The 25,252-nt window shown below is 56.2% G+C and carries 18 protein-coding genes; 7 read left to right on the top strand and 11 right to left on the bottom strand.

All coding sequences use genetic code 11. The features are described 5' to 3' along the window. Window positions 1-22: 22 nt before the first annotated feature. The 3 genes from ADB08_RS11465 to ADB08_RS03550 all read left to right on the top strand — a co-directional run bounded on the left by ADB08_RS11465 (window position 23) and on the right by ADB08_RS03550 (window position 3,463). Complete coding sequence (locus tag ADB08_RS11465; protein ID WP_141739556.1) at window positions 23-340, top strand: FeoC-like transcriptional regulator; 318 nt, start codon at window positions 23-25, stop codon at window positions 338-340. Window positions 341-415: 75 nt separating this feature from the next. After that, entirely contained in the window at window positions 416-2,023 is a 1,608-nt protein-coding gene (gene hflX, locus ADB08_RS03545) for a GTPase HflX (protein WP_049170881.1), read from the top strand. A 96-nt stretch (window positions 2,024-2,119) separates the two neighbouring features. After that, window positions 2,120-3,463, top strand: coding sequence for a uracil-xanthine permease family protein (locus ADB08_RS03550; RefSeq protein WP_224433128.1), 1,344 nt, complete (start codon window positions 2,120-2,122; stop codon window positions 3,461-3,463). A 93-nt stretch (window positions 3,464-3,556) separates the two neighbouring features. Here the strand turns inward: ADB08_RS03550 and ADB08_RS03555 are convergent, their stop codons facing one another. The 5 genes from ADB08_RS03555 to lexA form a co-directional block, all read right to left on the bottom strand. Next, on the bottom strand, window positions 3,557-3,829 hold the full coding sequence (locus ADB08_RS03555) for an HPr family phosphocarrier protein (protein WP_016422625.1): 273 nt from the start codon (window positions 3,827-3,829) through the stop codon (window positions 3,557-3,559). Between the two features lie 140 nt (window positions 3,830-3,969). After that, window positions 3,970-6,129 (bottom strand): PTS fructose transporter subunit IIABC, encoded by a 2,160-nt coding sequence (locus tag ADB08_RS03560; protein WP_049170884.1) that lies wholly within the window; start codon window positions 6,127-6,129, stop codon window positions 3,970-3,972. Between the two features lie 35 nt (window positions 6,130-6,164). Next, window positions 6,165-7,136, bottom strand: a complete 972-nt coding sequence (locus tag ADB08_RS03565) for a 1-phosphofructokinase family hexose kinase (protein WP_048733303.1) — start codon at window positions 7,134-7,136, stop codon at window positions 6,165-6,167. After that, window positions 7,133-7,912 carry a DeoR/GlpR family DNA-binding transcription regulator gene (locus tag ADB08_RS03570; RefSeq protein ID WP_016422628.1) on the bottom strand — a complete coding sequence of 260 codons (780 nt, stop codon included), beginning with the start codon at window positions 7,910-7,912 and terminating at the stop codon, window positions 7,133-7,135. The genes ADB08_RS03565 and ADB08_RS03570 overlap by 4 nt, the downstream gene beginning before the upstream one ends. 93 nt (window positions 7,913-8,005) lie before the next feature. Further along, complete coding sequence (gene lexA / locus ADB08_RS03575; protein ID WP_016422629.1) at window positions 8,006-8,707, bottom strand: transcriptional repressor LexA; 702 nt, start codon at window positions 8,705-8,707, stop codon at window positions 8,006-8,008. An 865-nt stretch (window positions 8,708-9,572) separates the two neighbouring features. Here lexA and nrdR point away from each other — a divergent pair. Then, window positions 9,573-10,055, top strand: a complete 483-nt coding sequence (nrdR, locus tag ADB08_RS03580) for a transcriptional regulator NrdR (RefSeq protein WP_049170888.1) — start codon at window positions 9,573-9,575, stop codon at window positions 10,053-10,055. Here the strand turns inward: nrdR and hrpA are convergent. From hrpA to ADB08_RS03595, 3 genes are all read right to left on the bottom strand, one after another. Next, window positions 10,052-14,071, bottom strand: coding sequence for an ATP-dependent RNA helicase HrpA (hrpA, locus tag ADB08_RS03585; RefSeq protein ID WP_080971475.1), 4,020 nt, complete (start codon window positions 14,069-14,071; stop codon window positions 10,052-10,054). The two genes, nrdR and hrpA, sit on opposite strands and share 4 nt — an antisense overlap. A gap of 94 nt (window positions 14,072-14,165) precedes the next feature. Further along, a complete protein-coding gene (locus ADB08_RS03590) occupies window positions 14,166-15,098 on the bottom strand; it encodes a rhodanese-related sulfurtransferase (RefSeq protein ID WP_049170891.1) in 933 nt (310 codons plus the stop codon). Between the two features lie 61 nt (window positions 15,099-15,159). After that, window positions 15,160-16,662 carry a DUF1846 domain-containing protein gene (locus ADB08_RS03595; RefSeq protein ID WP_016422633.1) on the bottom strand — a complete coding sequence of 501 codons (1,503 nt, stop codon included), beginning with the start codon at window positions 16,660-16,662 and terminating at the stop codon, window positions 15,160-15,162. Window positions 16,663-16,878: 216 nt separating this feature from the next. Between ADB08_RS03595 and ADB08_RS03600 the strand changes: the two genes are divergently transcribed. Then, window positions 16,879-18,981: a neutral/alkaline non-lysosomal ceramidase N-terminal domain-containing protein gene (locus tag ADB08_RS03600; protein WP_049170894.1), complete on the top strand. Its 2,103-nt coding sequence runs from the start codon at window positions 16,879-16,881 to the stop codon at window positions 18,979-18,981. A 142-nt stretch (window positions 18,982-19,123) separates the two neighbouring features. Next, window positions 19,124-20,341, top strand: a complete 1,218-nt coding sequence (locus ADB08_RS03605) for a hypothetical protein (RefSeq protein WP_049170897.1) — start codon at window positions 19,124-19,126, stop codon at window positions 20,339-20,341. A 127-nt stretch (window positions 20,342-20,468) separates the two neighbouring features. On the opposite strand, the gene ADB08_RS03610 is transcribed toward ADB08_RS03605, so the two are convergent. Both ADB08_RS03610 and ADB08_RS03615 read right to left on the bottom strand, forming a co-directional pair. Then, window positions 20,469-20,993: a carboxymuconolactone decarboxylase family protein gene (locus ADB08_RS03610; RefSeq protein ID WP_049170900.1), complete on the bottom strand. Its 525-nt coding sequence runs from the start codon at window positions 20,991-20,993 to the stop codon at window positions 20,469-20,471. Between the two features lie 5 nt (window positions 20,994-20,998). Then, window positions 20,999-21,595 (bottom strand): peroxiredoxin, encoded by a 597-nt coding sequence (locus ADB08_RS03615; RefSeq protein WP_016422637.1) that lies wholly within the window; start codon window positions 21,593-21,595, stop codon window positions 20,999-21,001. A gap of 105 nt (window positions 21,596-21,700) precedes the next feature. On the opposite strand from ADB08_RS03615, the gene ADB08_RS03620 reads away from it, so the two are divergent. Continuing rightward, window positions 21,701-22,633, top strand: a complete 933-nt coding sequence (locus tag ADB08_RS03620; protein WP_048733293.1) for a hydrogen peroxide-inducible genes activator — start codon at window positions 21,701-21,703, stop codon at window positions 22,631-22,633. 79 nt (window positions 22,634-22,712) lie between these two features. Here ADB08_RS03620 and ADB08_RS03625 read toward each other — a convergent pair whose 3' ends face one another. Further along, complete coding sequence (locus ADB08_RS03625) at window positions 22,713-25,232, bottom strand: DEAD/DEAH box helicase (protein ID WP_152682203.1); 2,520 nt, start codon at window positions 25,230-25,232, stop codon at window positions 22,713-22,715. Between the last annotated feature and the right edge of the window lie 20 nt (window positions 25,233-25,252).

Raw genomic sequence — 25,252 nt, forward strand, 5'->3', positions numbered from 1 at the left:
GATACGGAAAGGAGCTATCGCCGTGGGACTCTTTAGAGCCAGGAAGAATACGACGGTTACTCGTCGGCCTTCAGAAGCCGTTCAGGATGCAATTGCGCAGGGCATTAGCTCCCGACGCAAGATTTGCGAAATCACTGGCCTGCAGCGAGCAACGGTAGACCTCATCCTTGACCGCATGGAACACACCGGCCAACTGCGCCGGGAATCCCTCGGTGGCATGTGCCCAGGCGGAGGTTGTTCCAACTGCGGAATGTCCGACAGCGGTACGTGTGCTGGCGGTAGTTCTAATAGTGGTCCGGTCGCACTGGTTCTGACACGCAGGCCACCTTCTGCAGCCTAAGTCTTGAGCTTCGGCTCGGTATTCTCCGCACACAATGCGGAGAATTTGGCTTGTCATGCGACAATAGCAGCTAGTATGACGAATTTTTCCAACAACTTTGATGAGGTCAGCGACGAAACGTCGCAGCAAGCTCGCACCTCGCACGAGATGGACGATTTTTTCATCGACGCTAATGATGCTGGCGAGAACGCCGATAGTGCCTCCGGGGATGCGTTCGCAACGAACGTCGGCACGCAAAGGGAACCTACCGTCGGTGATTTGGATTTGGAGGCGCGTTCCTCTCTGCGCCGGCTGACCAGGTCAGTAGCACATACTGAATCCGAAGAGGTGATGGTCGAGTACCGTCAGCTCCGACTGGAGCGCGTTGTGCTGCTCGGTGTCTGGACATCCGGGACCCTGCAGGAAGCCGAAGTGGCGATGGAGGAGCTCGCCGCGCTGGCAGAGACTGCAGGTTCGGAAGTTTTAGAGATGGTGCTGCAGCGTCGCGATAAGCCGGACCCTGGTACTTACGTGGGATCCGGCAAGCTCAACGAGCTTCGCGATATTGTCGCCTCTACCGGCGCAGATACAGTTATTTGCGACGGTGAGCTGTCTCCCGGCCAGTTGGTGGCGCTGGAGGATCGCCTTGACGCCAAGGTTATTGACCGCACCATGCTGATTCTGGATATCTTTGCTCAGCACGCGAAGTCCAAGGAGGGCAAGGCGCAGGTCTCGCTGGCACAAATGCAGTACCTGTACACGCGTCTGCGCGGCTGGGGCGGCAACCTATCGCGTCAGGCTGGTGGTCGCGCGGGCTCCAACGGCGGCGTGGGTCTGCGTGGTCCGGGTGAAACTAAGATCGAAACCGATCGTCAGCGCCTACGCCAAGATATGGCGCGAATCCGCAAGGAATTAGCTGGCATGAAGACTGCGCGTGAGATTAAACGCGCACGTCGTAAGGCTGGACACCTGCCGCGCGTGGCAATTGTCGGCTACACCAACGCGGGTAAATCTTCGTTGCTCAACGCACTGACAGGCGCTGGTGTGCTGGTGGAAGACGCGCTGTTTGCAACGCTGGATCCGACGACTCGTCGCACCAAGCTTCGCGACGGTCGCACGGTGATTATGACCGATACGGTCGGATTTGTTCGCCACTTGCCGACGCAGCTCATTGAAGCTTTTCGCTCGACCTTGGAAGAGGTGCTCGAAGCCGACGTCATCATGCACGTCGTAGACTCCTCTGACCCATTCCCGCTGGAGCAGATTAAGGCTGTCAACAAAGTCATCAACGAAATCGCGGAGGAAGAAAAGGCCGAGATTCCGCCCGAGCTGTTGGTAGTCAACAAGGTGGACAAGGCCGATGGCATTACCCTGGCGCAACTGCGCCACCAGCTCGATGATGCGGTCTTTGTCTCTGCGCGAACGGGTGAGGGGATTGGTGAACTGGAGACCCGACTCGAGCTTGCTCTCAATGAGTTGGAGTCTCACGTCCATATGTTGATTCCCTATGACAAGGGCAATATTGTCTCCACGCTCCACGAAGATGCGACTGTGCTGTCGGAAACATGGACGGAGCAAGGCACCCAGATGGATGTGCGTTTGCCCACTAGCCTCGCGGATGAACTGTCGGCATACCGCATCGAACCTGCAGCGGATCCTCACTTCACGGCGGATGCGAATGAGGATAGTAGCAACGACGCCTAGTCGGAATAGGGAGAGCGACAAAGAGCTCCGGCAGTCCTGGGTTTAATGCGGTATCCGTGGCGTGATTTGCGGTGGGCATCCACTAGCATTACAACCATGAATTCTACTTCTGACGCGGAGACCCAACAGGGAACCTCCGCAAATCCGCCTGCTGAAAACGCCGAACGTGGCCGTCTTTTCGGTTGGGATATTCACGGTGACGGTCGAAAGATTGCACCGGGAGCCGTGGTGGCTCCCAACGAACGCCTCGATTGGCCCCGCACAATTGGCATTGGCGCACAGCACGTCATTGCCATGTTTGGTGCAACTCTTCTGGTGCCGCTATTGACTGGTTTCCCAGTCAATACCACACTGCTGTTCTCGGGTATCGGCACGATTGTCTTCCTGCTAATCACCCGAAACCGCTTGCCCTCTTACCTGGGCTCGTCGTTTGCCTTCATCGCACCACTGACCGCGACACAGGCGCAGGGTATTGGTGTTCAGCTCGGTGTCGTGCTCTGCGCCGGCATCGCGCTCATGCTCGTTGGCTGCGTTGTAAAGTTCGCCGGCAAGCGTGTCCTCGATGCAGTGATGCCACCTGCAGTAACCGGTGCCATCGTCGCTCTCATCGGACTTAACCTGGCGCCTGCCGCCACGGAGAACTTCGCCACTCAGCCGTTGGTCGCATTTGTCACGATGGCATCCATTGTCTTCGCAACCGTCGCTGGCCGCGGTATGGTCAGCCGTCTGGGTGTCCTTATCGGCGTACTAATCGGCTGGGTCTTCGCCGCTGCCACTGGAAATCTCTCGCCCGAGGCTACAGAAACTGTCGGCAATGCCGCCTGGATTGGTCTGCCCGCATTCCACGCGCCGGAGTTCCACTTCAATGCGATGCTGATTGGTCTGCCCGTCATCGTAGTACTCATCGCAGAGAATGTCGGTCACGTCAAGGCTGTTGCTGCCATGACCGGCCGAAACCTCGATGACATCGCTGGCGATGCTCTTATTGCAGACGGTCTAGCCACCACCATCGCCGGTTCAGCTGGTGGTTCTGGTACCACTACCTACGCTGAAAATATCGGTGTTATGGCCGCTACCCGTGTCTATTCGACCGCAGCTTACTGGGTGGCAGCTTTCACCGCCATTGCACTGGCTTTCATTCCAAAGTTCGGCGCACTCATCTTGACCATTCCTACCGGCGTGCTCGGTGGGGCAACGATGGTGCTCTACGGCCTGATCGGTTTGCTCGGTGTGCGCATCTGGATGGACGAAAAGGTCGACTTCAACAACCCGGTTAATCTCACCGCTGCCGCCACCGCGCTGATCGCGGGTATCGGTAACCTCACCCTCGACATTGGTTCGCTGACGCTGGAGGGTATTGCTTGGGGGTCGGTCGGCATTATTATCGGCTATCCAATTTTGAACTGGCTCTACAATCGCATCGGCGAGAACCGCTCGTAGGCCACCCGTCCAGGGCAGAATCTCGCACGAATGCTTAACGACGGACCCCGTGACCGTTGCCACGATGTTTCGTCGTTAAGCTCTTTTGCTTTTTTAATCGCTCAGGTCTTGGGCGATGAGTTCGGCGATTTTCTCTACCGCAACCGCGTTACTACTGGTCACAGTGACTTCATCGCCGAATTCGGCACCGAGTGCCATGAGCATCAACGAGGATGAAGCATCGGCCGGTTCGTTGTCGGGCTCGTCTGAGTCAAGGAGCTCGACCAGAATTTCTTCCTGAAAACGGGAGGCACGCTCAGCGATGACCGTTGCAGGGCGGGCATGAATACCCACCTTGGAGCCGACGTGGACATGTTGAGTAACCATGCGAGCGGCATCCTGCCTTTCTGCTTCTCGATTTCCTCGATGCCATTTCTGAGCTTAATAGGTTGCCCGGATGGGTTGGGGAATGTTTGCTGAAAATCGTAGAAATGCTCGTTGGGATAAACCAGCCGGTGCGGTAAAAACTACGCTTCCGCTGAAACGTCTGCTTCTAGGTTTTGATTATCGGTGCTGACTTGCCGCGGCCACAGGCTTTTAGCTGCCACAACGAGAATTGCTGCCACTATGCTGCCCAAGACGATTGCAGTAAGCCATGCGACAGGGTTGTCGATTGCAAACAGCACAAAAATACCTCCGTGCGGAACACGTGTGGCCGCACCCAAAGCCATTGAGGTGCCACCGGTGACGGCACCGCCAATCACAATCGACGGAATCACACGTAGCGGATCTGCGGCGGCGAAGGGAATTACTCCCTCTGAAATGAAGGCCGCACCGAGCACCCAGCCCGCTTTGCCGTTTTGACGCTCCGCCGAACTGAACAGCTTTGGTCGGAGCACAACTGCCAGAGATGTAGCCAATGGAGGTACCATGCCCGCCGCCATCACAGCGGCCATGACCTTCCATGATGCGGGATCTGCTGAGGCGATGTTTGCGACGGCAAAAAGATAAGCAGCCTTGTTGATCATTCCGCCCATATCCACGCACATCATTGCGCCGAGAAGACCACCGAACAGGAACGCCGCCGTCGTATCCAGTGATTGCAGCCACTGCTGCAGAGCCGTCATCAGCCACGCCAGCGGCATCCCGAGCAGCAGGTACATGGTGAGCCCAACGGACATAGCGCCGAGCATAGGAATCACGACAACCGGCATCAGCGGTCGCAGCCAGTCCGGGACTTTCATCCTCAACAGTAGGGCTACAACTAGTCCCGCCAGGATGCCTGTCACCAGGCCCCCAAGGAAGCCGGCGCCAACCGTGACCGCGATGGCACCGCCAATAAAGCCTGGTGCAATGCCGGCTCTGCCAGCCATGCCAAAGGCGATATAAGCACTCATTACAGCCACAATGACCTGCATGCCGTGGTTGCCAATGGCAAAAAGCGCCGAGCCGAGATACAGCCACAGCCCACTACGATCAATTAGCACGGTGCCGAGATCTTCTGTCGGCACAGCAATCGGGGCATCGAGTCCGATAATCTCCGGCAGCCGCAAATCCCTAGTCACGGCGTCAGCTACTACACCAACCTGATGACCGCCGACGAGGAATCCCAGCGCAATCAACAACCCCGATGCGGCCACGAACGGCACCATATAGCTGACACCGGTCATAATGGCATCACGAACCCAGTGTCCGAAGGCTTTGTCACCGCCTAAGGATGATTTATGTGCCCCCACCTTCGTAGTTGCTTGTACCCTCTCAGATGAAGGGTCCGCGCCGGTAGTACCGGTTTGCGGACCGGCCTCCTTGTCGTGGTCATCCTTAGGTTGCGGCGCCTTTCGGTCGTAGGCGCGAACCCGTGATTGTTCTGCTTTTGCCTTCGCTTGTTCAATAACCGCAGTAGGTTCATTGACTGCCTTACGAATTGGCACTTTGACCTGTGGTTTATCGCTGAAGCGCTTAAGCCCCGTAACCCCAATATCGGCTGCGATTACTAGAACGTCGGCCCGGACAATTGCCTCTGCGGGGGCTTCCTGGGTTCCTGCCGAGCCCTGCGTCTCTACAGTTAGTGTGACATCAGACATGCTTTCTGCCGCGCCAGTAAGCGCTTCGGCTGCCAAATAAGTGTGCGCGATGCCCGTGGGGCAGGCCGTGATGGCGACGATATTGGTCTTCGCCGGAGGTTTTTTCGCTTTCCGACGAGGCGCTTTGGTGACGTGCTCGCTAATGATCCGGGCAGTCTCTTCATCGCTTTCAGCACCGCGAAGAGCTGCGCGAAACCCCTTATCGCGAAGTGCTTTTGCGAGTGCGGCCAGAATATCGACGTGGACATCGCTGTTACTAGATGGGACACCAATGAAAAAGAGCAGGTCCGCCGGCCCATCTGGTGTGGTGAATTCTGTAGCGCTGGTTAAGCGGGCAAACATCAGGGTCGGCTTCGACCAGTCCTCATGGCGGCAGTGGGGGATGGCTATCCCTCCCGACAGACCTGTCGGGGACTTCTCTTCGCGTTCGAGGGCTGCTGCGACGATGCCGTTGCTGTCGGTGGCGCGGCCGGTCTCTACAGCTTTAGCGATGAGGTAGTTAAGGATCTTCTCCTTTTGCGGACCGATATCTAGGTCAAGGAACACTGTCGACTCATCGGCTAGGTCTGATGCAATAGCGGAAAAATCTGCCGAAGAAGACATGGTTTTCTAATGCTCCTTATCTAGGCATCGAAAAGCTAAGCGTCGAGCTGCCATAACCGGCCGGCCTCGGGGTGAACCTGTTCTGGATAGGGGATGGTCGTACCGGGAAGACTGGTTGCCGCCGCCCCATAAGCTACGGCGGTGGTTAGTGCATCTTGGTAGCTATCACCGCGTTCGCGGGACATAACGTAGCCGGCCAAAGCACAGTCTCCAGCACCGACCGTCGACTGAGCGACTATCGAGGGGGAGGTAGCAGCGAAACAACCGCCTGACTTCACTGAAAGCACCGCCCCTGCTTCGCCGAGAGTGGCCAGGACTTCGGAAACGCCAAGCTCGTTCAGCGCACGAGCAGCCTGCGCTACGGGAAGATAGTTCCCTTCGGCTGCAGCGGCCTCAAGTTCTTCGCCGTCCTGATCAATGATTTGACCAAGTTCGTAGGCGTTCGGCTTCATCAAAAAAGGTCGCACCTTTGGAAATGCGCGAACGACCTCAGTCAGTGGGCCGTCGCTCGTATCCATAGCAACACGAATATTCGGGTTGACCGAATACACCGCCTCGGTGCATTGAACGTAAAAATCCCTGGGGACACCAGGGGGCAATGAACCTGCGAAAACTACCCACGTGGCGTGTTTAGCATGGTGGATAAGTTTCTCCAGGACACGCCTACGGTGCGCTTTCGTCAATGTCATGCCAGGGGAATTGAGCTTGGTGGTCGTCCCATCTGGCTCTGCGAGTGTGAGATTAACGCGGGCTTCGTTAGTCGTGTTGATGGCTTCATGGGGTATGCCAGAGACTTCCAACAGGCGCGTGAATTTTCCGGAGTCCGATGCCGGGTAGAGCGCGAGCGTCTTTTCTCCGGCGTAATGCAACGCCTTGGACACATTAATTCCCTTGCCACCGGCCATGTCCTCAGCCATTGGTAGGCGGAACACGCCACCTCGCTTGAGCTCCGTATCGAGTCGAGCAAGTCGATCGATTGACGGATTTACAGTCAAGGTCAGGATCATGAAGCAACCACAACCTCGACACCTTGCTCCCTGAGATCGTTGACGAACTGTTCCGGGGCAGAGGAATCTGTAATCACGACGTCGATATCTTCCAATGCTGCAAAGCTGACGAGGAAGTCGCGGCCAAGTTTCGTCGAATCCGCCATAACGATGACCTTGCGCGCATTCGTAATCATCGCGCGCTTTACCGCCGCTTCCTGTGGATCAGCAGTAGAAAGACCGTGGTCAATTGTCAAGGCATTAGAACCAATGAAAGCGACATCGGCACGCATAACCGCGAGAGTGCGGAGTGCCGTATCGCCAGCAACCGCCTGAGTAATGACGCGAACTTGGCCGCCAAGGAGTTGAAGCTCAATGCGGTTCGATCCTGCGAGTGTGATGGCGTTGGGAAGAGAGTTTGTGACAACCGACCAACGGCGGTTATCAGGGGAGTGGACCATCAGCTCTGCAAGAGCCTCGGTGGTAGTTCCAGCATCGAGAAAAATTCCACCACCAGAGTCAGGCAGAAAATCCGCAGCACAGCGGGCAATAGAGAGCTTCGCGTCCTTTTGCGCGTTCTTTCTAGCGGCAACTGAAAACTCAACAGTCTGAAAAGAACGAGTAGCCACAGCGCCACCGTGTACGCGGTGAACTGCGCCCTCTGCATCCAACTGAGCTAGGTCACGGCGAATCGTCTCTGCTGTGACATCGAAAGCTTCCGCAAGATCAGCGACCGTCACGCGCCCTTCGACTGCTGTCAAAGACGCAATCTTCCGGCGGCGTTCCTCTGCGTACATTCCCCGCTCCTTAGCTGTTAAGAAATCTCAGCTTTACTATCTGTCCCCAGTATGCCCGTTTATGTCTGTTTCGGGCAACGAAAATGTGGGAAATTAGAGGCTGCGTAGGACGCTGACAATCTTGCCGAGGATCTTGGCGTGCTCCGCGGGGAGTGGGTCAAAGGCGCGATTATGGGGCATGAGCCACTTGCCAGCAGCGTCTTCGTGCCATTCCTTGACTGTTGCTTCATCTTCAAACAGGGCTGCAACAAAATCTCCCTGTTCGACCACGTCTTGGGAACGGACTACCACCCAGTCTCCGTCGAGAATGCCCGCGTCAACCATGGAATCACCCACGACCTTGAGTAGGTATAGCTGACCAGAGCCCGTAATCTCCATCGGAAGTGCCATGTGACTTTCCACATGCTGCTCCGCCAAAATAGGGTTGCCAGCCGCAATCTGTCCAACGATAGGAACGAAGATTGGCTCTGGCATGTCCTCTGGCATCTCGGGAGTTTGGGTGGTACCAGTAGCCTTTGGCCCAGGCTTTACCGGAGTGAAAGTGCCAGCGGAGGACTTCGAATCCCTTACGTTTACCGCGCGGGGTTTGTGTGGGTCGCGGCGGAGAAAGCCCTTCTTCTCCAACTCCTTGAGTTGGTATGCCACCGACGAGGTGGAATTCAAGCCCACAGCATCCCCAATTTCTCGAATGCTCGGTGGGTATCCGCGAAGTACGACGGCATCCGAAATGACGTCAAGAATCCGACGCTGCCGATCTGTGAGTGTTTTAGGGTTCGCTTTCTTCTTTTGAGCCATGGAACATCCCTTCTCAAACTCTTTCGAATGAATCATAACTCAAAACTGTTCGAATCGTCGAGCATCGAACACTGTGCGTCCTTGAATTTTTTGGAAAAGATGTCCATTATGCGTGTTCGGAGGCGGTGCCGATGTCGAAAATCGAAAATAAATCCGGATAACAGTAGACAATATTCGAACATGGTGTTATAAATCGAACATGACAAGTTACTCGAACAGTCGTTTGATGAAAAGGTCTAGACGGATTCTCCGCATCCGCCCTTGGACATAGTCTCCACAGCGTCGGGAAACGGTCGTACAACTCTTATTCTCTCCAGGCCGGCAACGGTGGGAGAGTCAACGTTGGAAAGGGAGAAAACATGATGTCTACGGTTTCAACCGCACTAGGTGTTAGCAGCACATCTGATATTGACTTTTCTCAAGTTTCTGAGCGCTCTGCTCGGACGACACGGAAAGCCCCGTTGGTGTGGGGTGAACGTAGTGCGTCTTGCACACAGCACAGCGTTCGGCCCGGTCAGCGTGCACGTAGTGCACAGCGCAATCGCAACGGGGTGTCATCGGCGCGAATGCGAAGGGACAGGTCGCGGCCCAGTCATGTCTCGGTCAACTACGGGCGTCCGTCTCTATCCGTTAGCAGGGCGCAGCAGTCCAATCGTAGTGATGTATCCGCAGGCACTAACCTGACTCGTTTGATGGCGGTATGGGCTCTAGGGCTTGGTGCTTTCTTCGGAGTTTTCGGCAGCATGGTCTTTGAACAAGGGCAAAATGAGGCAGTCGAAAGCACCTTTACGTCTACGTACGCTTCCTACTCTGTGCAATAATCATTCCGGTTTCCGGCGTTGGGGTGGGACGTAGACTGGAGACTGTGTATTGCCAGTTTTGTCATCATGATCAGACACGAGTCTTGGACTCACGGTTAATAGATAACGGTATGGGGATTCGTCGCCGGAGAGAATGCCTCAATTGCGGTAAACGTTTTTCTACGATTGAACGCTCGCAGCTGATGGTCGTTAAACGGGATGGAATCCCTGAGGAGTTCAACCGCGAAAAGGTTATCCAGGGTGTTCGACGTGCGTGCCAAGGGCGTGAAGTATCAGAGTCTCAGCTGAAGAAGCTCGCACAAAAAGTGGAGGAGAGCCTCCGCGAGAAAGGCACGCCCCGGGTGGACTCAAACGATATCGGCCTTGCCATCCTTGAGCCGCTCAAAGAACTGGACGAAGTTGGTTATCTCCGCTTCGCTTCAGTGTACAAGTCCTTTTCCTCCGCCGACGATTTCGCGCAGGAGATTGCCAGCATGCGGAAGGGGAAAGGACCGCAGGCAGATGGCAACGAGGTAAAAAAGAACTAACGCAGTTTATCCACACGTTTCTTTACTCGGGTTAGGGATACGCTCTGGGCGGTACCCAAACGTTGTGCGAAAAGGCTGACACGCAGTTCTTGGATTAGCCACTGAATATCCCGTACCTCGGCGGAATTCGAACGTGCCTTAGGTAGCTGCTGAAGCTTTGCCGCCAAGTATTCGCGTGCCTCAGTCACCTCATCTTCACGTTCGGCATCACGGTCCGGGTCACGGTTCATTTCCTCAAGTCGAATCTCCATTGCTTGGAGATAACGTGGCAAATGGCGTAGGTGCTGCCAACCGTGTCTTGCCACAGCGCCCTTAGGGAACATGAACTCCAGCTGGCGACGCATATCGTCAATGGCATCGCCTTCCCACTTGTTTAGCTGATTCACCACGGAGACATAGCGGGGCATCGCCTGGGCAACGCCGACGACCAATTGGCGCACCTCTGAGGCGACCCCAGAACGAACGTGTTCGAGTAGCTTGTCGAATTCCTTCGGATCGCGGACCGGGCCACCAGCAGCCATCATACGGTCGTGAATCACGGCGACACGGCAGTCCTCGACAAGCCCATCGGCGCCCCCATGTGGCCATGCGTCCACGCCAACACGTTGCTGGAGTGGAAGCCCCTTAGTCATTTGGGCACCATTTACTGGGCAATCCCGCAACAACATTGTCAAATTTGTGGTCGCCAACGTCGCCTCAGCCTGAGCCTTAGTTGGTTTGACCTCAATGGCCACGCCATCCTTGGTGGTCACCAGCGTCGGATACATCGTGACGGACTGACCGTCGACAGTACTTTTGACCGTTTCTGAGACGGCGCCCAAGTTCTCTGAAGTCCACTTTTTCACAGCTTCGCGTGCTGCAGACTTCGAACGTTTCGACACAGCAGTTGAGACCGTCGAGGCATGCTTGTCTCGAAGCGCAGCAAGATCCCGGCTCTGATCGACGATCTTTCCATGGCGGTCGACCACTGCGTAGTTAAAGCGCAAGTGTGCTGGCAGCTTCGAAGGGGCAAAGTCTGCACCATTGATGCCCGAGCCTCCGAGTCGTCGTAAAGCATCGGCAAAAACATCGACGAAGCGGCCTGAGTACGGAGTCATCGTCTCCAGCGCGCGGCGTGCGAAATCCGGGGCGGGGACAACGGACTTCCGCAGTGCCTTCGGCAGAGTGCGAATGTAGGCTTCCGCGAGCTCAGCGCGAAGACCTGGTACCTGCCAGTCGAAGCCATCTTCACGCAGACCTGCAAGAAGAGGCACGGGGACACGGAGAGTCACACCGTCATCAGGGGCGCCCGGTTCGAATTTATAGGACAGAGAGAAATCGACCGAGCCCTGCTGCCACATTTCGGGGAAGGCGTTGTCGTCGATGTCGCCGGCTTCGGGGTTGAGCAGCTTATTGGGATCAAAGTCCAGTAGATTTGGCTGCTTGGGCTTAGTTTTCTTCCACCACCGGTCAAAATTGGTGGCCGTGGTGATAGAGGCGGGCAGCTTGGAGTCGTAGAACGCGTAGAGCACGTCGTCATCGACGACAATACCGCGGGAACGTTGCTTCTCCTCGATCTTCTCGGCTTCGGCAAGTTTGTCTTGATTGTTCTTGAAGAACTCGTGATGTGTGTTCCACTCGCCGTCGACAAGCGCAGAGCGAATGAAGATCGAGCGGGCGGCGTCGGCATCGACTCGGTGATAAGGCACCAAACGGTCAACCACCACGGGCACGCCGTAGAGTGTCGACTTCTGGTAAGCCATCGCTGCACCGCGCTTAGTAGACCAGTGAGGCTCTGAGTACTGGTGCTTGAGCAGATGAGGGGCTACCTTCTCTACCCACTGCGGCTGAATCGTGCCGACGTTGCGCGCAAAAGTGCGCGAGGTCTCGACGATTTCCGCAGCCATCACCCAGCGAGGCGGCTTCTTTGCCAACGCGGACGAGGGGTGAATGAGGAACTTAGTGTTGCGGGTGCCAGTAAATTCCTTGCCCTCGCCCTCGCGCGTACCAATCATCGATAACAGACCCGGTAACAGCGACTTTGCCACCTCGTCGGGATTGTCGACACCACTGGTTGAGCTGCGGGCGGAAAGATGCCAGCCCAGCTCAGCCGTTGCCTGGTGGAGCTGACGCACCAAATCCTGCCACTCGCGAACGCGCAGATAGTGGAGGTACTCGCGCTTGCACATCTTGCGGAACTGGTTACCGCTAAGCTCACGGCGCTTTTCCTCCAGGTATTCCCAGAGCTTCAGCAGGGAGTTGAAGTCGCTGGTGGTGTCCTTAAAACGGGCATGTAGCTGATCTGCCTGAGCCTGGAACTCCAGTGGACGTTCGCGAACATCCTGCAGAGACAAAGCGGCGACAATGACGGTTACCGCCCCAAGAGTGGTGTTCTCGTACCCTTCGACCAGCATGCGGGCAAGACGCGGGTCAACTGGGATACGGGCAATTTGTCGGCCGATGTCCGTCAGCTCGGGGGCATCAGACCCCGACGTGGTGGTAATAGCCTGAAGCTCTGTGAGCAGGTTAATGCCATCGCGGATTGCTTTGTGCTCTGGTGGCTGGACAAAGGGGAAGTCCTCAATCGCGCCAAGCCGCAGTGAGATCATTTGCAGTACAACCGAAGCGAGATTGGTGCGCAGAATCTCCGGATCCGTAAACTCGGGGCGCGAGAGAAAATCCTCTTCGCTGTAGAGACGAATCGCCACACCATCAGCTACACGGCCACAGCGTCCAGAGCGCTGATTCGCAGATGCCTGGCTGATGTCCTCAACTGGCAGGCGCTGCACCTTCGTGCGGGTGGAGTAGCGGGAAATGCGTGCGGTACCAGTATCGACGACATACTCGATACCAGGGACCGTCAGCGACGTTTCCGCAATGTTGGTCGCCAGCACAATGCGACGCCCGGAATGCGGAGTGAAGATCCGATGCTGCTCTGCATTAGATAGCCGACCGAATAGTGGAACGGCTTCTACACCTTTCCAGTGTTTGCCCTCGATGGCTTCGGTGGCTTCTCGGATCTCTCGCTCACCCGAAAAGAACACCAGGATATCGCCGTCGCCAAGCCGCATGAGCTCTTCACACGCTGCGATAACACCATCGATCTGCTCAATGGCGACTTCCTTTTCTTGCCCATTTTTCGCAACAACAGTCCGCACCAGCGGGCGATAGCGGATTTCCACCGGGTAGGTACGCCCCGACACCTCGATGATGGGCGCAGGGTGCTCGTCGTCAGGTGCGAAATGACGAGCGAACCGTTCCGGATCGATCGTCGCCGAAGTGATAATAATCTTCAGATCTGGGCGCTGCGGCAGAATATGCTTTAAATATCCCAGCAGGAAGTCGATGTTGAGGCTGCGCTCGTGCGCCTCATCGATGATGATGGTGTCGTACTCGCGCAGCAGTCGGTCGCGGCCAATTTCGGCCAGCAGGATACCGTCGGTCATCAGTTTGATGCAGGTATCCTTGCCCACGCGGTCATCAAAACGCACTGCATAACCGACGTGCTGTCCAATCTTTTCGCCCAGCTCATGGGCGATGCGCTCCGCAACGGAACGCGCCGCAATACGACGTGGCTGAGTGTGACCAATCTTGCCCCGGACGCCGCGTCCCAGTTCGAGGCATATCTTCGGGATCTGCGTAGTCTTACCAGAGCCAGTCTCACCAGCAATAATGACGACTTGATTGTTTTCAATTGCCTCTGCAATGTCGTCGCGGCGCGCGGACACCGGCAACTGGGCAGGGTAGGTGATGCGAGGAATCGCTTTACGACGATCTTCCAACCGCTCCAGCGCAAAGTCGAGGTCTGCAGAGATTGCAGACAGCGCCTTCGGCGCGGATGCTCGCTTTAGCCGGCGTCGGAAGGACTGAGCCTCCCGAATCGGCAATTGATCAGCGAGCTGGTAGAGCTCCTTTTTACGCGTGTCCTTAGCAGGTTTGCCAGAGCGCTGTGGCCTGGCGGAATTGCGGTGGCCGGAGTGGTGGTTTCCCGACTGGGCACGTGGAGCTGGTTTATCAGAACGGCTAGGAGTACTCATGGTTGCCTACTAGATTAGCCGCGTCTGGGGAGACAACCCACATCTGTGCTGATTAAGAGGTGCTCGAGATAGTCCGATGGCAGCAGGGAGCGTCCTACTTTGCCGCCGCTAGCTCTTCGGCAACTTCCTTGCAGTCCTCGCGCCCACAGTGCTGTGTCTCGGTGTGCTTCCAGCAATCATCGCAAATAAGCACCTGACGACGGCAGGTATCTTCGTTGATGCAGTTCTGGAAGGTGTTTGTGGGCTTGCCGCAGTGGACGCAGTGCCCGAGCTGTACGTAGTCCTCGTCTTCGATGCCATCGCCAAACTCCATATGCATGCGCTTGTCGAAGACATAGAGAGAGCCTTCCCACAGCCCCTTATTGCCAAACTTTTCGCCGTAGCGCACAATACCGCCGTCGATTTGGTAGACCTCTTCGAAACCGCGGTTCTTCATTAGTGCGGAGAGGATCTCGCAGCGGATGCCGCCGGTGCAGTAGGAGATAACCGGCTTGTCCTTCATCCAGTCGTACTTACCGGATTCCAGTTCGTCGATGAAGTCGTGCGTGGTCTTTACGTCCGGGACGACAGCGTTTTTAAACTTGCCAATCTCGGCTTCCATTGCGTTGCGGCCATCGAAGAAGATGACATCGTCGCCGCGTTCCTCGACCAGTTTATTGACCTCTTCCGGCTTCAAATGTGTGCCGCCGCCAATGACACCATCGACATCGACTTTCAGCTCACCCGGAGCACCGAAAGCGACGATTTCGTCGCGAACCCTGACGGAGAGTTTTGGAAAGTCATCAGCGCCGCCTTCGCTCCACTTGAACTGCATGGAGTGAAAAGCGGGGTACTGCTTGGTTTTCTTGATGTACTTCTTGCAGGCATCGAGATCACCGCCGACGGTGCCATTGATGCCGTGCTCGGACACCAGAATGCGGCCCTTGAGCCCTAACGACTCGCAAAGATCGCGCTGCCATAGCATGATGGCACGCGGATCGGACAGTGGGGCGAACTGGTAGTACAGAAGAATCTTGCTGATGCTCACGGGGACTATTCTAGTCTGCTCTCTCAGTTATCCTATTTTCGGCGTGAGCTGCTGGTATGGCTTAGTGCTTCTGATAGAGAGCCTTCTTCTGGTACTTAGGCTCCGAAGTCACTAGCACACCGAGGTTGCGGAAAATTGTTTCGTCCACGCTGCCCAGAATGGTGGTGGTGTGGACATCGCAGTTTCGAAGGTTCTTCAGCTCGGCGAGGGCTGCGCGGGCATCGTCGCTGGTGGCCGCCGACACGGAAAGGGCGATAAGAACCTCGTCGGTATGTAAGCGGGGGTTGCGGCTGCCCAGGTGATGCGTCTTAAGCGTTTGAATTGGCTCAATGGCAGCTGGGGAGAGCAAGTGCAAGTCCGGGTCGATATTGGCGAGCTTCTTGAGAGCGTTGAGGAGCATTGCTGCTGAGCATCCGAGTAGTTCAGAAGTCTTGCCCGTGATGATTGTGCCGTCGTGCAATTCGATTGCGCTACCCGGTGCCCCGGTAGATTTCTCAACTTCAAGTGCTGGTGCGACGACTCGGCGGGCGGCTGTCGACACGTTGGCCTTGCTCATAATCATGGCAATGCGCTGTGAGACTTCGTCGTCTGCGCTGTTCTTGTGTTCGTCGACAAGAGCCTTGTAGTAACGGCGAACGATTTCCTGGTTGGATGCCTCTCGGCACACTTCGTCATCGTCGATACAGTAACCGGCCATATTGACGCCCATGTCGGTCGGTGACTTGTACGGCGACTCGCCCGCGAGCTTCTCCAACAGAGTGCGCAGCAGTGGGAAGACCTCGACATCACGGTTATAGCTGGTGACCTTGGTGTCATAGGCGGCCAAATGAAAAGGGTCGATGAGATTGATGTCATCGAGATCAGCTGTTGCCGCCTCGTAGGCCAGATTTACCGGGTGTTCGAGTGCCAGGTTCCAGATAGGGAAGGTCTCAAACTTTGCGTAACCGGAACGAATTCCGTGTTTGTGATCGTGATAAATCTGCGATAGACAGGTCGCCAGCTTTCCAGAGCCCGGGCCCGGCGCTGTAACAACGACCAAGTCCCGCGACGTTTGCGCCCATTCATTCAGCCCGAAGCCGGCTTCACTGACAATTTTCTCCGTGTTTGTCGGGTAGCCCTCGATATTGCGATGGCGGATTACGCTCAATCCGAGTCGCTGCAGGCGCTCAATGAAGTTCTTTGCCAGGGTGTTGTCGTCGGAAAGCTGCGTGACGACGACGCTGTCGACTAGAAACCCGCGTTCACGAAAGACATCGACGAGGCGCAGCACATCGTCTTCGTAAGTGATGTCGAGGTCAGCGCGGACCTTGTGGCGCTCCAAATCCTTGGCATTGATGCACACCATGATTTCCAGATCGTCTTTGAGGCGATCGAGCATAGCGATTTTATTGTCAGGCGTGAAGCCGGGGAGCACGCGCGAGGCATGCATGTCATCAAATAGCTTGCCGCCCATTTCGAGATAGAGCTTGCCGCCTTCACCTGCGATGTCTGCGCGCCGCTTCTTAATATGAGCGGATTGCATTTCGATGTACTTTTCGCGGTTAAAACCGACAGCCTGAGCCATGGTGCCCTTTCTGAAGTTGTGTCTGCGAGGAGCGCGCTAAAGCTTGCGAAATTCTACTGTGTCCATGGTAGTGATACTGCCTTGCGAATGTCGTATCGGTTACTGCTGTCGCGGGGGGAATTTTGGGAACTTTGGCTTATTAGGCCACGCGTAGGGGATTGTCTGATTAAAGTCCAACATATTGATATTCAAAAAGAAATATGAAGAGGATGTGACATGCTCGATCCCCAGATGGCATCATCGTCGAATTCGGCAGAACCAACCGCACGCGCCCCGTACCAAGTGGGCAGGCGAGGCTTCCTCGTCGGAGCAACTGCCGTGTCAGCTGCGAGTATGATGCCTGCCGTAAATGGTGCATCAAAGGCAAACGCCGCTCCTGCAAACGGGGCTTCTGCCGCCGCGGGGAATTCGACCACCACTTTGAATGTCGGTCGAGGAATGGCTGACATGACAGGCGAGCCACTCGGCGCTGGCATGAACGGGTATGCGGTCATGGACCAGACCACCTCGGGTCTGCGTCTTCGCCAGATGGCGCGTGCATTCATCTTCGGTGATGACAACGACAACCGTGTCGTCCACGTCACCGCAGATATGGGGCTCATGTTCCAGTCCATCCAGATGGAAGTTCTGCGGCGACTGCGAGCTCTCTTCGGAGACCTCTACCACGAGGGCAACGTGCTTATCTGCGCATCTCATACGCATGTCGCGCCGGGTGGTACATCGGGCCATCTTATGGTCGACCTGACTACTCTCGGTTTCCGTCCCGTCACTTTCGAAGCTGTGGTCGTCGGTGTGGTCAAGGCTATTGAACGTGCACACGCTGATTACCAGCCGTCGACTATCCACCTGACCAAGGGGATTGCCAAGGATGCGGGTGTTAACCGCTCCCTGGAGGCATTCAGGCGTAACCCCGAGGAAGAACAGCGTCTTTTCCCCGACGGAGTCAACCCGGAAAGCCATACACTGCACGTGAGTCGCGGTGGTCGCGAAGTCGGATTCATTAACTGGTATGGAATTCATCCGACCACCTTCGGCCCCGAGCACACCATCATCGACGGCGACAACAAGGGCTATGCAGCATGGAAGGTTGAGGTCGACCGCGGGGTTACCCACCGTGAGCCGGCCGATGCCCCCTTTGTCGCCGCATTTACCATGTCGTGCCCGGGTGACATCAGCCCGAACATGGGGCTCGTGCCAAATTCGGGTCCCGGCAACGGAGACGAAGCAGAGTCCGCCCGCATTCTCGGTCAGCGTCAGATTGACGCTACCCAGGGTCAGACCATTGCACTGCCAGGAGGCGGAATCTCTACCGTCCACAAGTGGGTCAACCTCGGCGATGTCGACATTGACGGCCAATTCACGCCCGACGGCCAGCCGCACCGCACTGGACCTGCAATCCTCGGTGCGGCCTTCGCAGCCAGTAGCCAGGAGGACGGCGGCGGCGAACCAGCCCTAGGTTTCAACGAGGGCCAGCGTGGAGGCACACCGTGGGTACGTCAGCTCAATAACGTCGTACTCCCGAAAAATATCGGGGAGATTCAGGGCGAGAAAGAATGCCTGCTGCCAGTGGGCTACATCGATGGTCTTCTCCAGCAGACCCACATGTTCTCCATCACCCGCATCGGTGGCTTCACCTTGATTACCAACGGCCTTGAACCAACCACGATGTCGGGTTACCGCATGCGTCAGCACGTCGCTGAAATCCTCGGCGTTCCAATCGACACTGTCATCTGCCAGGGCTACACCAACAGCTATGGACACTACGTCGTTACCCCAGAGGAATACGATCAGCAGGACTACGAGGGCGGCGCAACGGCTTTCGGCAAGTACACGCTCAGTGCGATGATCTCCATCTATCACGATCTCGCCCACGCGCTTGCCGACGGCATGGCTGTCGACCCGGGCAGTGCTGCAGGTGACCTCACTGGCATCATCCCGCCGTCGCCAGCAGGAGGAAAGACTATCGATTCCGTACCAATGGGCAAGAATTTTGGTGACGTGCTCGAATCGACTGCAAGCGTCACGGTAGGGCAGCAGGCCGTTGCCCAATTCGTCGCGGCAAATCCGAATAACGACTTGCGACTGGAAGACGGCTACCTACTCATCAAGAATGACCGCGGTGAGATCGTTTCTGACGACTGGGACCAGGCAACTGTCATTGAATTTGCCAAGGACGGTAATTACACCACCGCCAAGGTCACTTGGGAGACCGGAGGAGTCGCGCCGGGCAAGTATGACATCATCGTGCGTGGTAGCGCGTTGGGTGCCGGTGATTCGCTGAACGAGTTCGAGGGAGCCGCCGCGGTGGAGCTCGTGTAAGAACGTCCAATTAAATACGTCCATGCGCACAATGTGACTTATACTTCGGCCTTTAAAAACTCGTCAAGGCCTTGTCTCACGTATAGTCCGTTGTGCGCACTATTTTTATGTATCCGTCAATTTGGCAGGAGCAATTTGCTTCATGAATACCCCAAACGATCCATATAGCAACAACGATCCTTACGGTGACGGCAGCCGGGACAATGAGTCCAATAACTATGACTCCCAGAGTCACGGTTTTCCCAACAATGGTTCGCAGGACTACAACCCTTACGGGTTCGATTCGGACGCACAACATGGCCCGCGTGGACCAGAGGATTCGCCCCAGTGGAATCAGGCTTACGGCCGTGAACAGGCTTATGGCGAAATTCCTTCTTATGGAACTGGCGAGTCGCGCGATAGTTACGGCGGGCAACCCTATGGTGCAGGCTCGAGCTATTGGCAGCAACCGGCAGGCGGGAATCCTGCAGCCGGTGCACTTGCTCCCGGAGTCAACATGCCAGGTGGCGATGAGCCACCGGTGAAGCCTGTGGCACAGGGGCCGACGAAGGTCGACATTGGAAGTGCCTTTTCCGCGGCGTTTCGTAGTCTAAACAGCAATTTTGCTTCCTGGCTTGGCATCATGCTGACGTTCTTCGCCGTACTAGTAGCCCTGATTGTTGGCGCAGCGGCAATTCTCTTTGCATCTGGTGATTTCGATCCGGACTTCGAGCCGAACTATCCAGGCGATGTTCCGTTTGAGGATCTAGGGTCAATGTTCGCGACTCTCGGCGCGATGGCACTCCTAATTGCCGTGGGCATGTTCGCGATGCAGGCATTTATGCTGCGCGGTGCATTCGAAGCTGTCGACGGGCGAGTGCCGAGCTACGGTACTTTCTTCCGTGTAAACCGGTGGGGATCTCTTATCGGTGCCTACATTGTCACGTTCCTGGTGGGGCTGCTCGCCATGCTTCCGGGGATGGCGCTCTTCATCGCTGGAGTATCCCTGTCTGCCAACGGCAGTGAAGCTGCAGCTGCGATGATTCCCATCGGCTACCTGTTGGTACTTGTGCTGTCCATCTTCATCATGCCAATCACAGCGACTATGCCGCTTCTTGTTTTTGATGGTCGAGCAACAGCACTTGAGGCTCCGGTCGTCGCATGGCGCTTGGTGAAGCCTCAGTATTGGACGATGCTCGTTGCATTCATTCTGACGTCGATTGTTTCTTCCGCAGGTGCAATGCTCTTCTATATCGGTATGTTGTACACAGTCCCGCTTGCTCTCCTAGTGCAAGTACATATCTACCGTCAGCTCATCGGTGGCCGGCGGGTTATCAATGAAGCCCAGGAGAATCCGGGTTATTACCCGCCACAGCAGTAGCCAAAAACGAACAAGAAAAAGCGCCCAAGGAACCGGTACAAATTGGTTCCTCGGGCGCTATTTCGTCAGCAGGTAATCCTGCGGGGGAGCGTTCGGCTATCAAAAGCCGAACCTATGCTCCGAATATTTAGCGGGTAGCCTCAGCGAAGACAGCCTGTGCAACACCAGAGACGGTGCCTGCAATCTTCACAGCTTCCCAGACCTGCTCCTTGGTCAGACCAGCATCGCGGACGACCTTTGCGTGAGAAGTCACGCAAGCTTCACAGCCGTTGATGGCAGAAACTGCCAGAGACCACAGCTCGAAGTCTTCCTTCTCGACACCCGGATTGGAGATGATGTTCATGCGCAGGCCGAACTTGACCTGTGCGTAGTCATCACCGAGCATGTGGCGAGTGCGGTAAGCAACGTTGTTCATGCCCATAACGGTGGCCGCACCAAGCGCAGACTCGAAAGCCTCGTCAGACAGGTGCTCCTTGGCTTCCTCAGCGATCTCGGAGAAAACGGTCTCGTTGCAGGTGGCAGCAGCGGATGCAAGCAGGGTACCCCACAGCTGCTGCTCGGAGAGTTCCGTAGAACGGGTGAGAGTGCCAAGGTTCAGCTTCATGTCCTTGGCGTACTCCGGTAGACCGGAACGAAGGTTATCGATGCTCATATGAGTTACTTCAGCTCCTGCTTCAGAACGTCCATCTTGTCGATGTTCTTGGTCGGGTCATTCTTCTGCCAGTTACATGCGCAGACCTCTTCAGACTGAAGAGCGTCGAGAACACGCAGAACCTCGTCAACGTTACGACCGACAGCGTCCGGGGTAACGGAGACGAACTGAATGATGCCGTCCGGGTCAATGATGAAGGTTGCGCGGTCTGCAACACCGTCAGCGTTCTCGACGCCGAGTGCACGCATCAGGTCATGGCGGATGTCGGAGAACATCGGGAACGGGATGTCCAGCAGTTCCTCGTGGGTTGCACGCCAGTTGAAGTGGGAGAACTCGTTGTCGCCAGAGCCACCGAGAATAACGGTGTCACGGTCCTCGAATTCCTCATTCAGCTTGCCGAATGCAGCAATCTCAGTCGGGCAGACAAAGGTGAAGTCCTTCGGGTAGAAGAAGACGACCTTCCACTTACCCTCGTAGGACTCATTGGTTACCTGCTCGAAGTAGTCATCCGGAGAAGAAGCGTTTGCATCACGCAGGTTGCCGCCCTTCAGAGCGGTCAGAGAAAACTCGGGGAACTTGTCGCCAACAGTCAAAATTGCCATGGAATCCTCCTGAATGTATTCCTTTTGGGGTCACACACCATTATGCCTATGGATTCCCGAACCGTCAAGAGGAAAAAGTTAATAAGCTCGTGTAGGCTTATAGGTATGCGTAATAGAGATTATCGGCCCACTTTGCCTCAGTTACGTGCCTTTGTCGCGATTGCCGATACCGGTCACTTCGGTCAAGCCGCTGCCCGCCTCGGCATTTCACAGCCCAGCCTGTCACAAGCGCTTTCCACCCTTGAGCAGGGACTGGGGGTGCAGCTTGTAGAGCGTTCGACTCGCCGAGTGCTGGTGACGCCACTCGGTCGCGGTCTGATTCCATATGCCCGCCAAGCATCTGAAATTGTTGACGAGATTGTTGCTCGCGCCTCTGGCCGTACAGATGATTTGTCCGGACCACTATCCATTGGTGTTATCCCTACGGTTGCTCCATACGTGCTGCCCAACTTCCTCCAGTTGGTTCGTGACGAGCTGCCAGATCTAAAGCCTAGGATTGTCGAAGAGCCGACCGAGCGCCTCATCGAATCACTTCGCTCCGGCACCATTGATGCAGCCATCATGGCACTGCCATCCGATGTGCCTTCCTTTGAAGAGATTTACCTCTACGACGAGGAGTTCTACATCGTCGTGCCAGAGGATCATCCGCTGGCAGGTAAGGAAGACGTAAAGCTTGAGGCAATCAGGGACTTGGACTTGCTTCTGCTTGACGACGGTCATTGCCTGCGCGACCAGGTGTTGGATATTTGTCGCAAGGTCGATGCTGTTCACGGCGAGACCTCCAGCTTGGAAACACGGGCGGCTTCTCTATCCACCGTCGTGCAGTGTGTTGCCGGTGGGTTGGGGCAGTCGCTTGTACCGGAATCGGCTGTCAAGATTGAGGCCGACCGCCCCGGCCTGGCTGTTGCACGATTCGAAGGTCCGGCACGGCCGGGACGCACCATTGGGCTGGTTCACCGCGCATCATCGGTACGCGGCGGCGAGTTCAATCGAATTGCTGAACTGGTACGGCAGGCATACATGGACGCTGTTGCCTAAAGCTCTCTTGGCGCATGCTGCAATAGCGTACGAAATAAGCAAAAACCGGGCTGGCAGTTCCAGCCCGGTTTTTTGGCGTTTATCCCTGAATAATTCGCAGCGATCCCAACCTGACCTCGCCGTATTCATCAGATGCAGCCAAGTCAACGTCCGCTTCAAAGCGCCAGCCGTGGTCGCCCTCAGGGTCATCGAGTATCTGGATCACATGCCATAGGCCCTCACCAGCCTTGCGGTCAATCGAAATCATATCGCCGCCGCGAGCCTTTGCATCGATCCCTAGGTCATCGTATTCATCGAAGTAGTCATCCATTGCGGCAGGCCAATCTGGCGCATCGTCGAGGTAGTTGTCCAGGTCGGCCAGCTCCTCCTCCTTTTCAAAGGCAAAGATCTGCACGTGGCGGAACATGAGATTGCGCACCATACGGGTAAATGCACGTTCGTTGCCTGTAAGGGGCCGCGACTCGTCGGTGCCAAAAGCCGCTTCCTTGAGAGTTTCCTCGTCCAATGGCTTGTCCGGATCGGCCATTTGCGCCCATTCATCCACCAGGGAGTTATCCACCTGCACAACGAGCTCGCCGAGCCATTCCACAATGTCCCGAAGTTCCTCGTTAGCGGCTTCCGGAGGGAGAGTGTGTCGCAAAGTGCGCCAGGCATCGGTGAGATAGCGCAGGAAAATACCTTCAGAGCGGGCAATTCCATACTCAGATACCACGTCCGAGAAAGTCATGGCCTTTTCCACCATCTCGCGCACCACAGACTTGGGCGACAGCGAAAACTCACGCACCCACGGGTGACCTTGAGCATAGGTGTCGAATGCGCCCTCCAGCTCGTCGGCAAGCGGCATCGGCCATGTGATGTCTTCGACGATGTTCATACGTTCGGTGTAATCAACACCCTCGGCCTTGAGCGCGGCGATTTCTTCACCGCGTGCCTTTTTCTGCTGCGCGATGAGCAGTGGGCGAGGGTCTTCCAGAATTGACTCAAACACACTGATGACATCGAGTGCGTAGTTCGGGCTGTCCTTATCCAACAGTTCGAGCGCGGCGATGGCGAAAGGCGACAGCGGCTGATTGAGCGCGAAGTCACGCTGCAGCTCCATTGTCAGCTCGGTGCGGCAGTCATCGCCCTCGCCATGCGTGACGACGATTCCCGCGTTGACCAAACCGCGGTAGAGCTCAATTGCGGTCAGAATAGCCTCATTTTGCTGGTGGCGGGTGTCGTGATTGGTGCGCAGCAGATGACGCATGTGTTCGTAGGTATCGCCACCACGTGCAATGACGTTGAGCAACATACCGTTGGTCACTGCAAAGCGGCTGGTCAGCGGCTCTGGTGGCTGAGAAACGATTTTGTCGAAGGTCTTCTCCGACCATGTCACTTCGCCCTTGGGAACGGACTTCAGCCGCAACTTCTTCAGTTTGGCCTCATCCTGGCCGGCACGGCGCCGCAGCTTGGCGTTTTCGATTTCGTGTTCAGGTGCTTCGACAACTACGGTGCCCTCGGTGTCGTAGCCAGCACGGCCGGCGCGTCCAGCGATCTGGTGGAACTCGCGTGACTTGAGAATACGGCTACGACGGCCATCGAACTTGGCCAAACCGGTAATCAGCACCGTGCGAATAGGCACGTTGATGCCGACGCCGAGGGTATCCGTGCCACAGATGACCTTCAGCAGACCAGTCTGAGAGAGACGCTCAACCAAACGACGGTACTTCGGCAGCATTCCCGCATGGTGGACGCCAATGCCCTGGCGCACCAACTTGGAAAGAACTCGACCAAAGGCCGTGGTAAACCGGAAATCGCCAATCTCTTCGCGAATCCGCTCCTTCTCCTCCTTCGTCAGCAGCTTCAGACCGGTCAGTGCCTGAGCCTGTTCAGCTGCTTGGCGCTGGGAGAAAAAGACGATGTAGATTGGGGCTTTGCCGGATTCCAGCAACTCCGCCAGCGTGTCATGAACTGGTGTGTAGACATAGTGGAAATCCAGCGGTACCGGGCGCGTCGTACCTGTAACGAGGTTGACGTCGAGTCCCGTGCGTTCCTTCAAATCCGTCTCAAACTTTTGAGTATCGCCGAGAGTGGCGGACATCAACAGGAATTGGCAACGGGAAAGCTCGAGCAAGGGCACTTGCCATGCCCACCCGCGATCGGGATCCGCATAGAAGTGGAATTCATCCATTACCACCTGGTCAATATCGGCGTCGGCCCCGTCGCGCAGGGCGATATTGGCGACAATTTCCGCAGTTGCGCAGATGATGGGTGCACCACCGTTGACGGTGGCATCGCCGGTCATCATACCGACGTTCTCAGCGCCAAAGACCTCGCAGAGGGCAAAGAACTTCTCGCTGACCAAGGCCTTAATAGGCGCTGTGTAAAAGCTGCGTTGGCCACGGGCAAGCGCGCAGAAGTGGGCAGCAATAGCCACCATGGACTTGCCCGACCCTGTCGGAGTGGCAAGGATGACGTGGTCGCCACCAGCGAGACCAATAGCGGCCTCCTCCTGGGCCGGGTAGAGCGTGATGCCCTGATCCCTGGTCCAGGCAATGAACGAGTCCATAATCGCATCGTCGAAAAGGGACTCTGGAACCTCAGCTAGGTCGGGAAGCATTTCAGATAGTGACACGCTTC

It is taken from the genome of Corynebacterium sp. 239_CJEI (assembly GCF_001055995.1).
In the GTDB taxonomy this organism is placed as follows: domain Bacteria; phylum Actinomycetota; class Actinomycetes; order Mycobacteriales; family Mycobacteriaceae; genus Corynebacterium; species Corynebacterium jeikeium_D.

Coding starts and splice junctions, on each gene's coding strand:
- hrpA (WP_080971475.1), bottom strand. CDS start 14,071: ATGAGTACTCCTAGCCGTTCTGATAAACCAGCTCCACGTGCCCAGTCG.
- hflX (WP_049170881.1), top strand. CDS start 416: ATGACGAATTTTTCCAACAACTTTGATGAGGTCAGCGACGAAACGTCG.
- ADB08_RS03600 (WP_049170894.1), top strand. CDS start 16,879: ATGCTCGATCCCCAGATGGCATCATCGTCGAATTCGGCAGAACCAACC.
- ADB08_RS03555 (WP_016422625.1), bottom strand. CDS start 3,829: ATGGTTACTCAACATGTCCACGTCGGCTCCAAGGTGGGTATTCATGCC.
- ADB08_RS03570 (WP_016422628.1), bottom strand. CDS start 7,912: ATGTACGCAGAGGAACGCCGCCGGAAGATTGCGTCTTTGACAGCAGTC.
- ADB08_RS03565 (WP_048733303.1), bottom strand. CDS start 7,136: ATGATCCTGACCTTGACTGTAAATCCGTCAATCGATCGACTTGCTCGA.
- ADB08_RS03625 (WP_152682203.1), bottom strand. CDS start 25,232: ATGCTTCCCGACCTAGCTGAGGTTCCAGAGTCCCTTTTCGACGATGCG.
- ADB08_RS03560 (WP_049170884.1), bottom strand. CDS start 6,129: ATGTCTTCTTCGGCAGATTTTTCCGCTATTGCATCAGACCTAGCCGAT.
- ADB08_RS03605 (WP_049170897.1), top strand. CDS start 19,124: ATGAATACCCCAAACGATCCATATAGCAACAACGATCCTTACGGTGAC.
- ADB08_RS03615 (WP_016422637.1), bottom strand. CDS start 21,595: ATGGCAATTTTGACTGTTGGCGACAAGTTCCCCGAGTTTTCTCTGACC.
- lexA (WP_016422629.1), bottom strand. CDS start 8,707: ATGGCTCAAAAGAAGAAAGCGAACCCTAAAACACTCACAGATCGGCAG.
- ADB08_RS03620 (WP_048733293.1), top strand. CDS start 21,701: ATGCGTAATAGAGATTATCGGCCCACTTTGCCTCAGTTACGTGCCTTT.
- ADB08_RS03595 (WP_016422633.1), bottom strand. CDS start 16,662: ATGGCTCAGGCTGTCGGTTTTAACCGCGAAAAGTACATCGAAATGCAA.
- ADB08_RS03610 (WP_049170900.1), bottom strand. CDS start 20,993: ATGAGCATCGATAACCTTCGTTCCGGTCTACCGGAGTACGCCAAGGAC.
- ADB08_RS03550 (WP_224433128.1), top strand. CDS start 2,120: ATGAATTCTACTTCTGACGCGGAGACCCAACAGGGAACCTCCGCAAAT.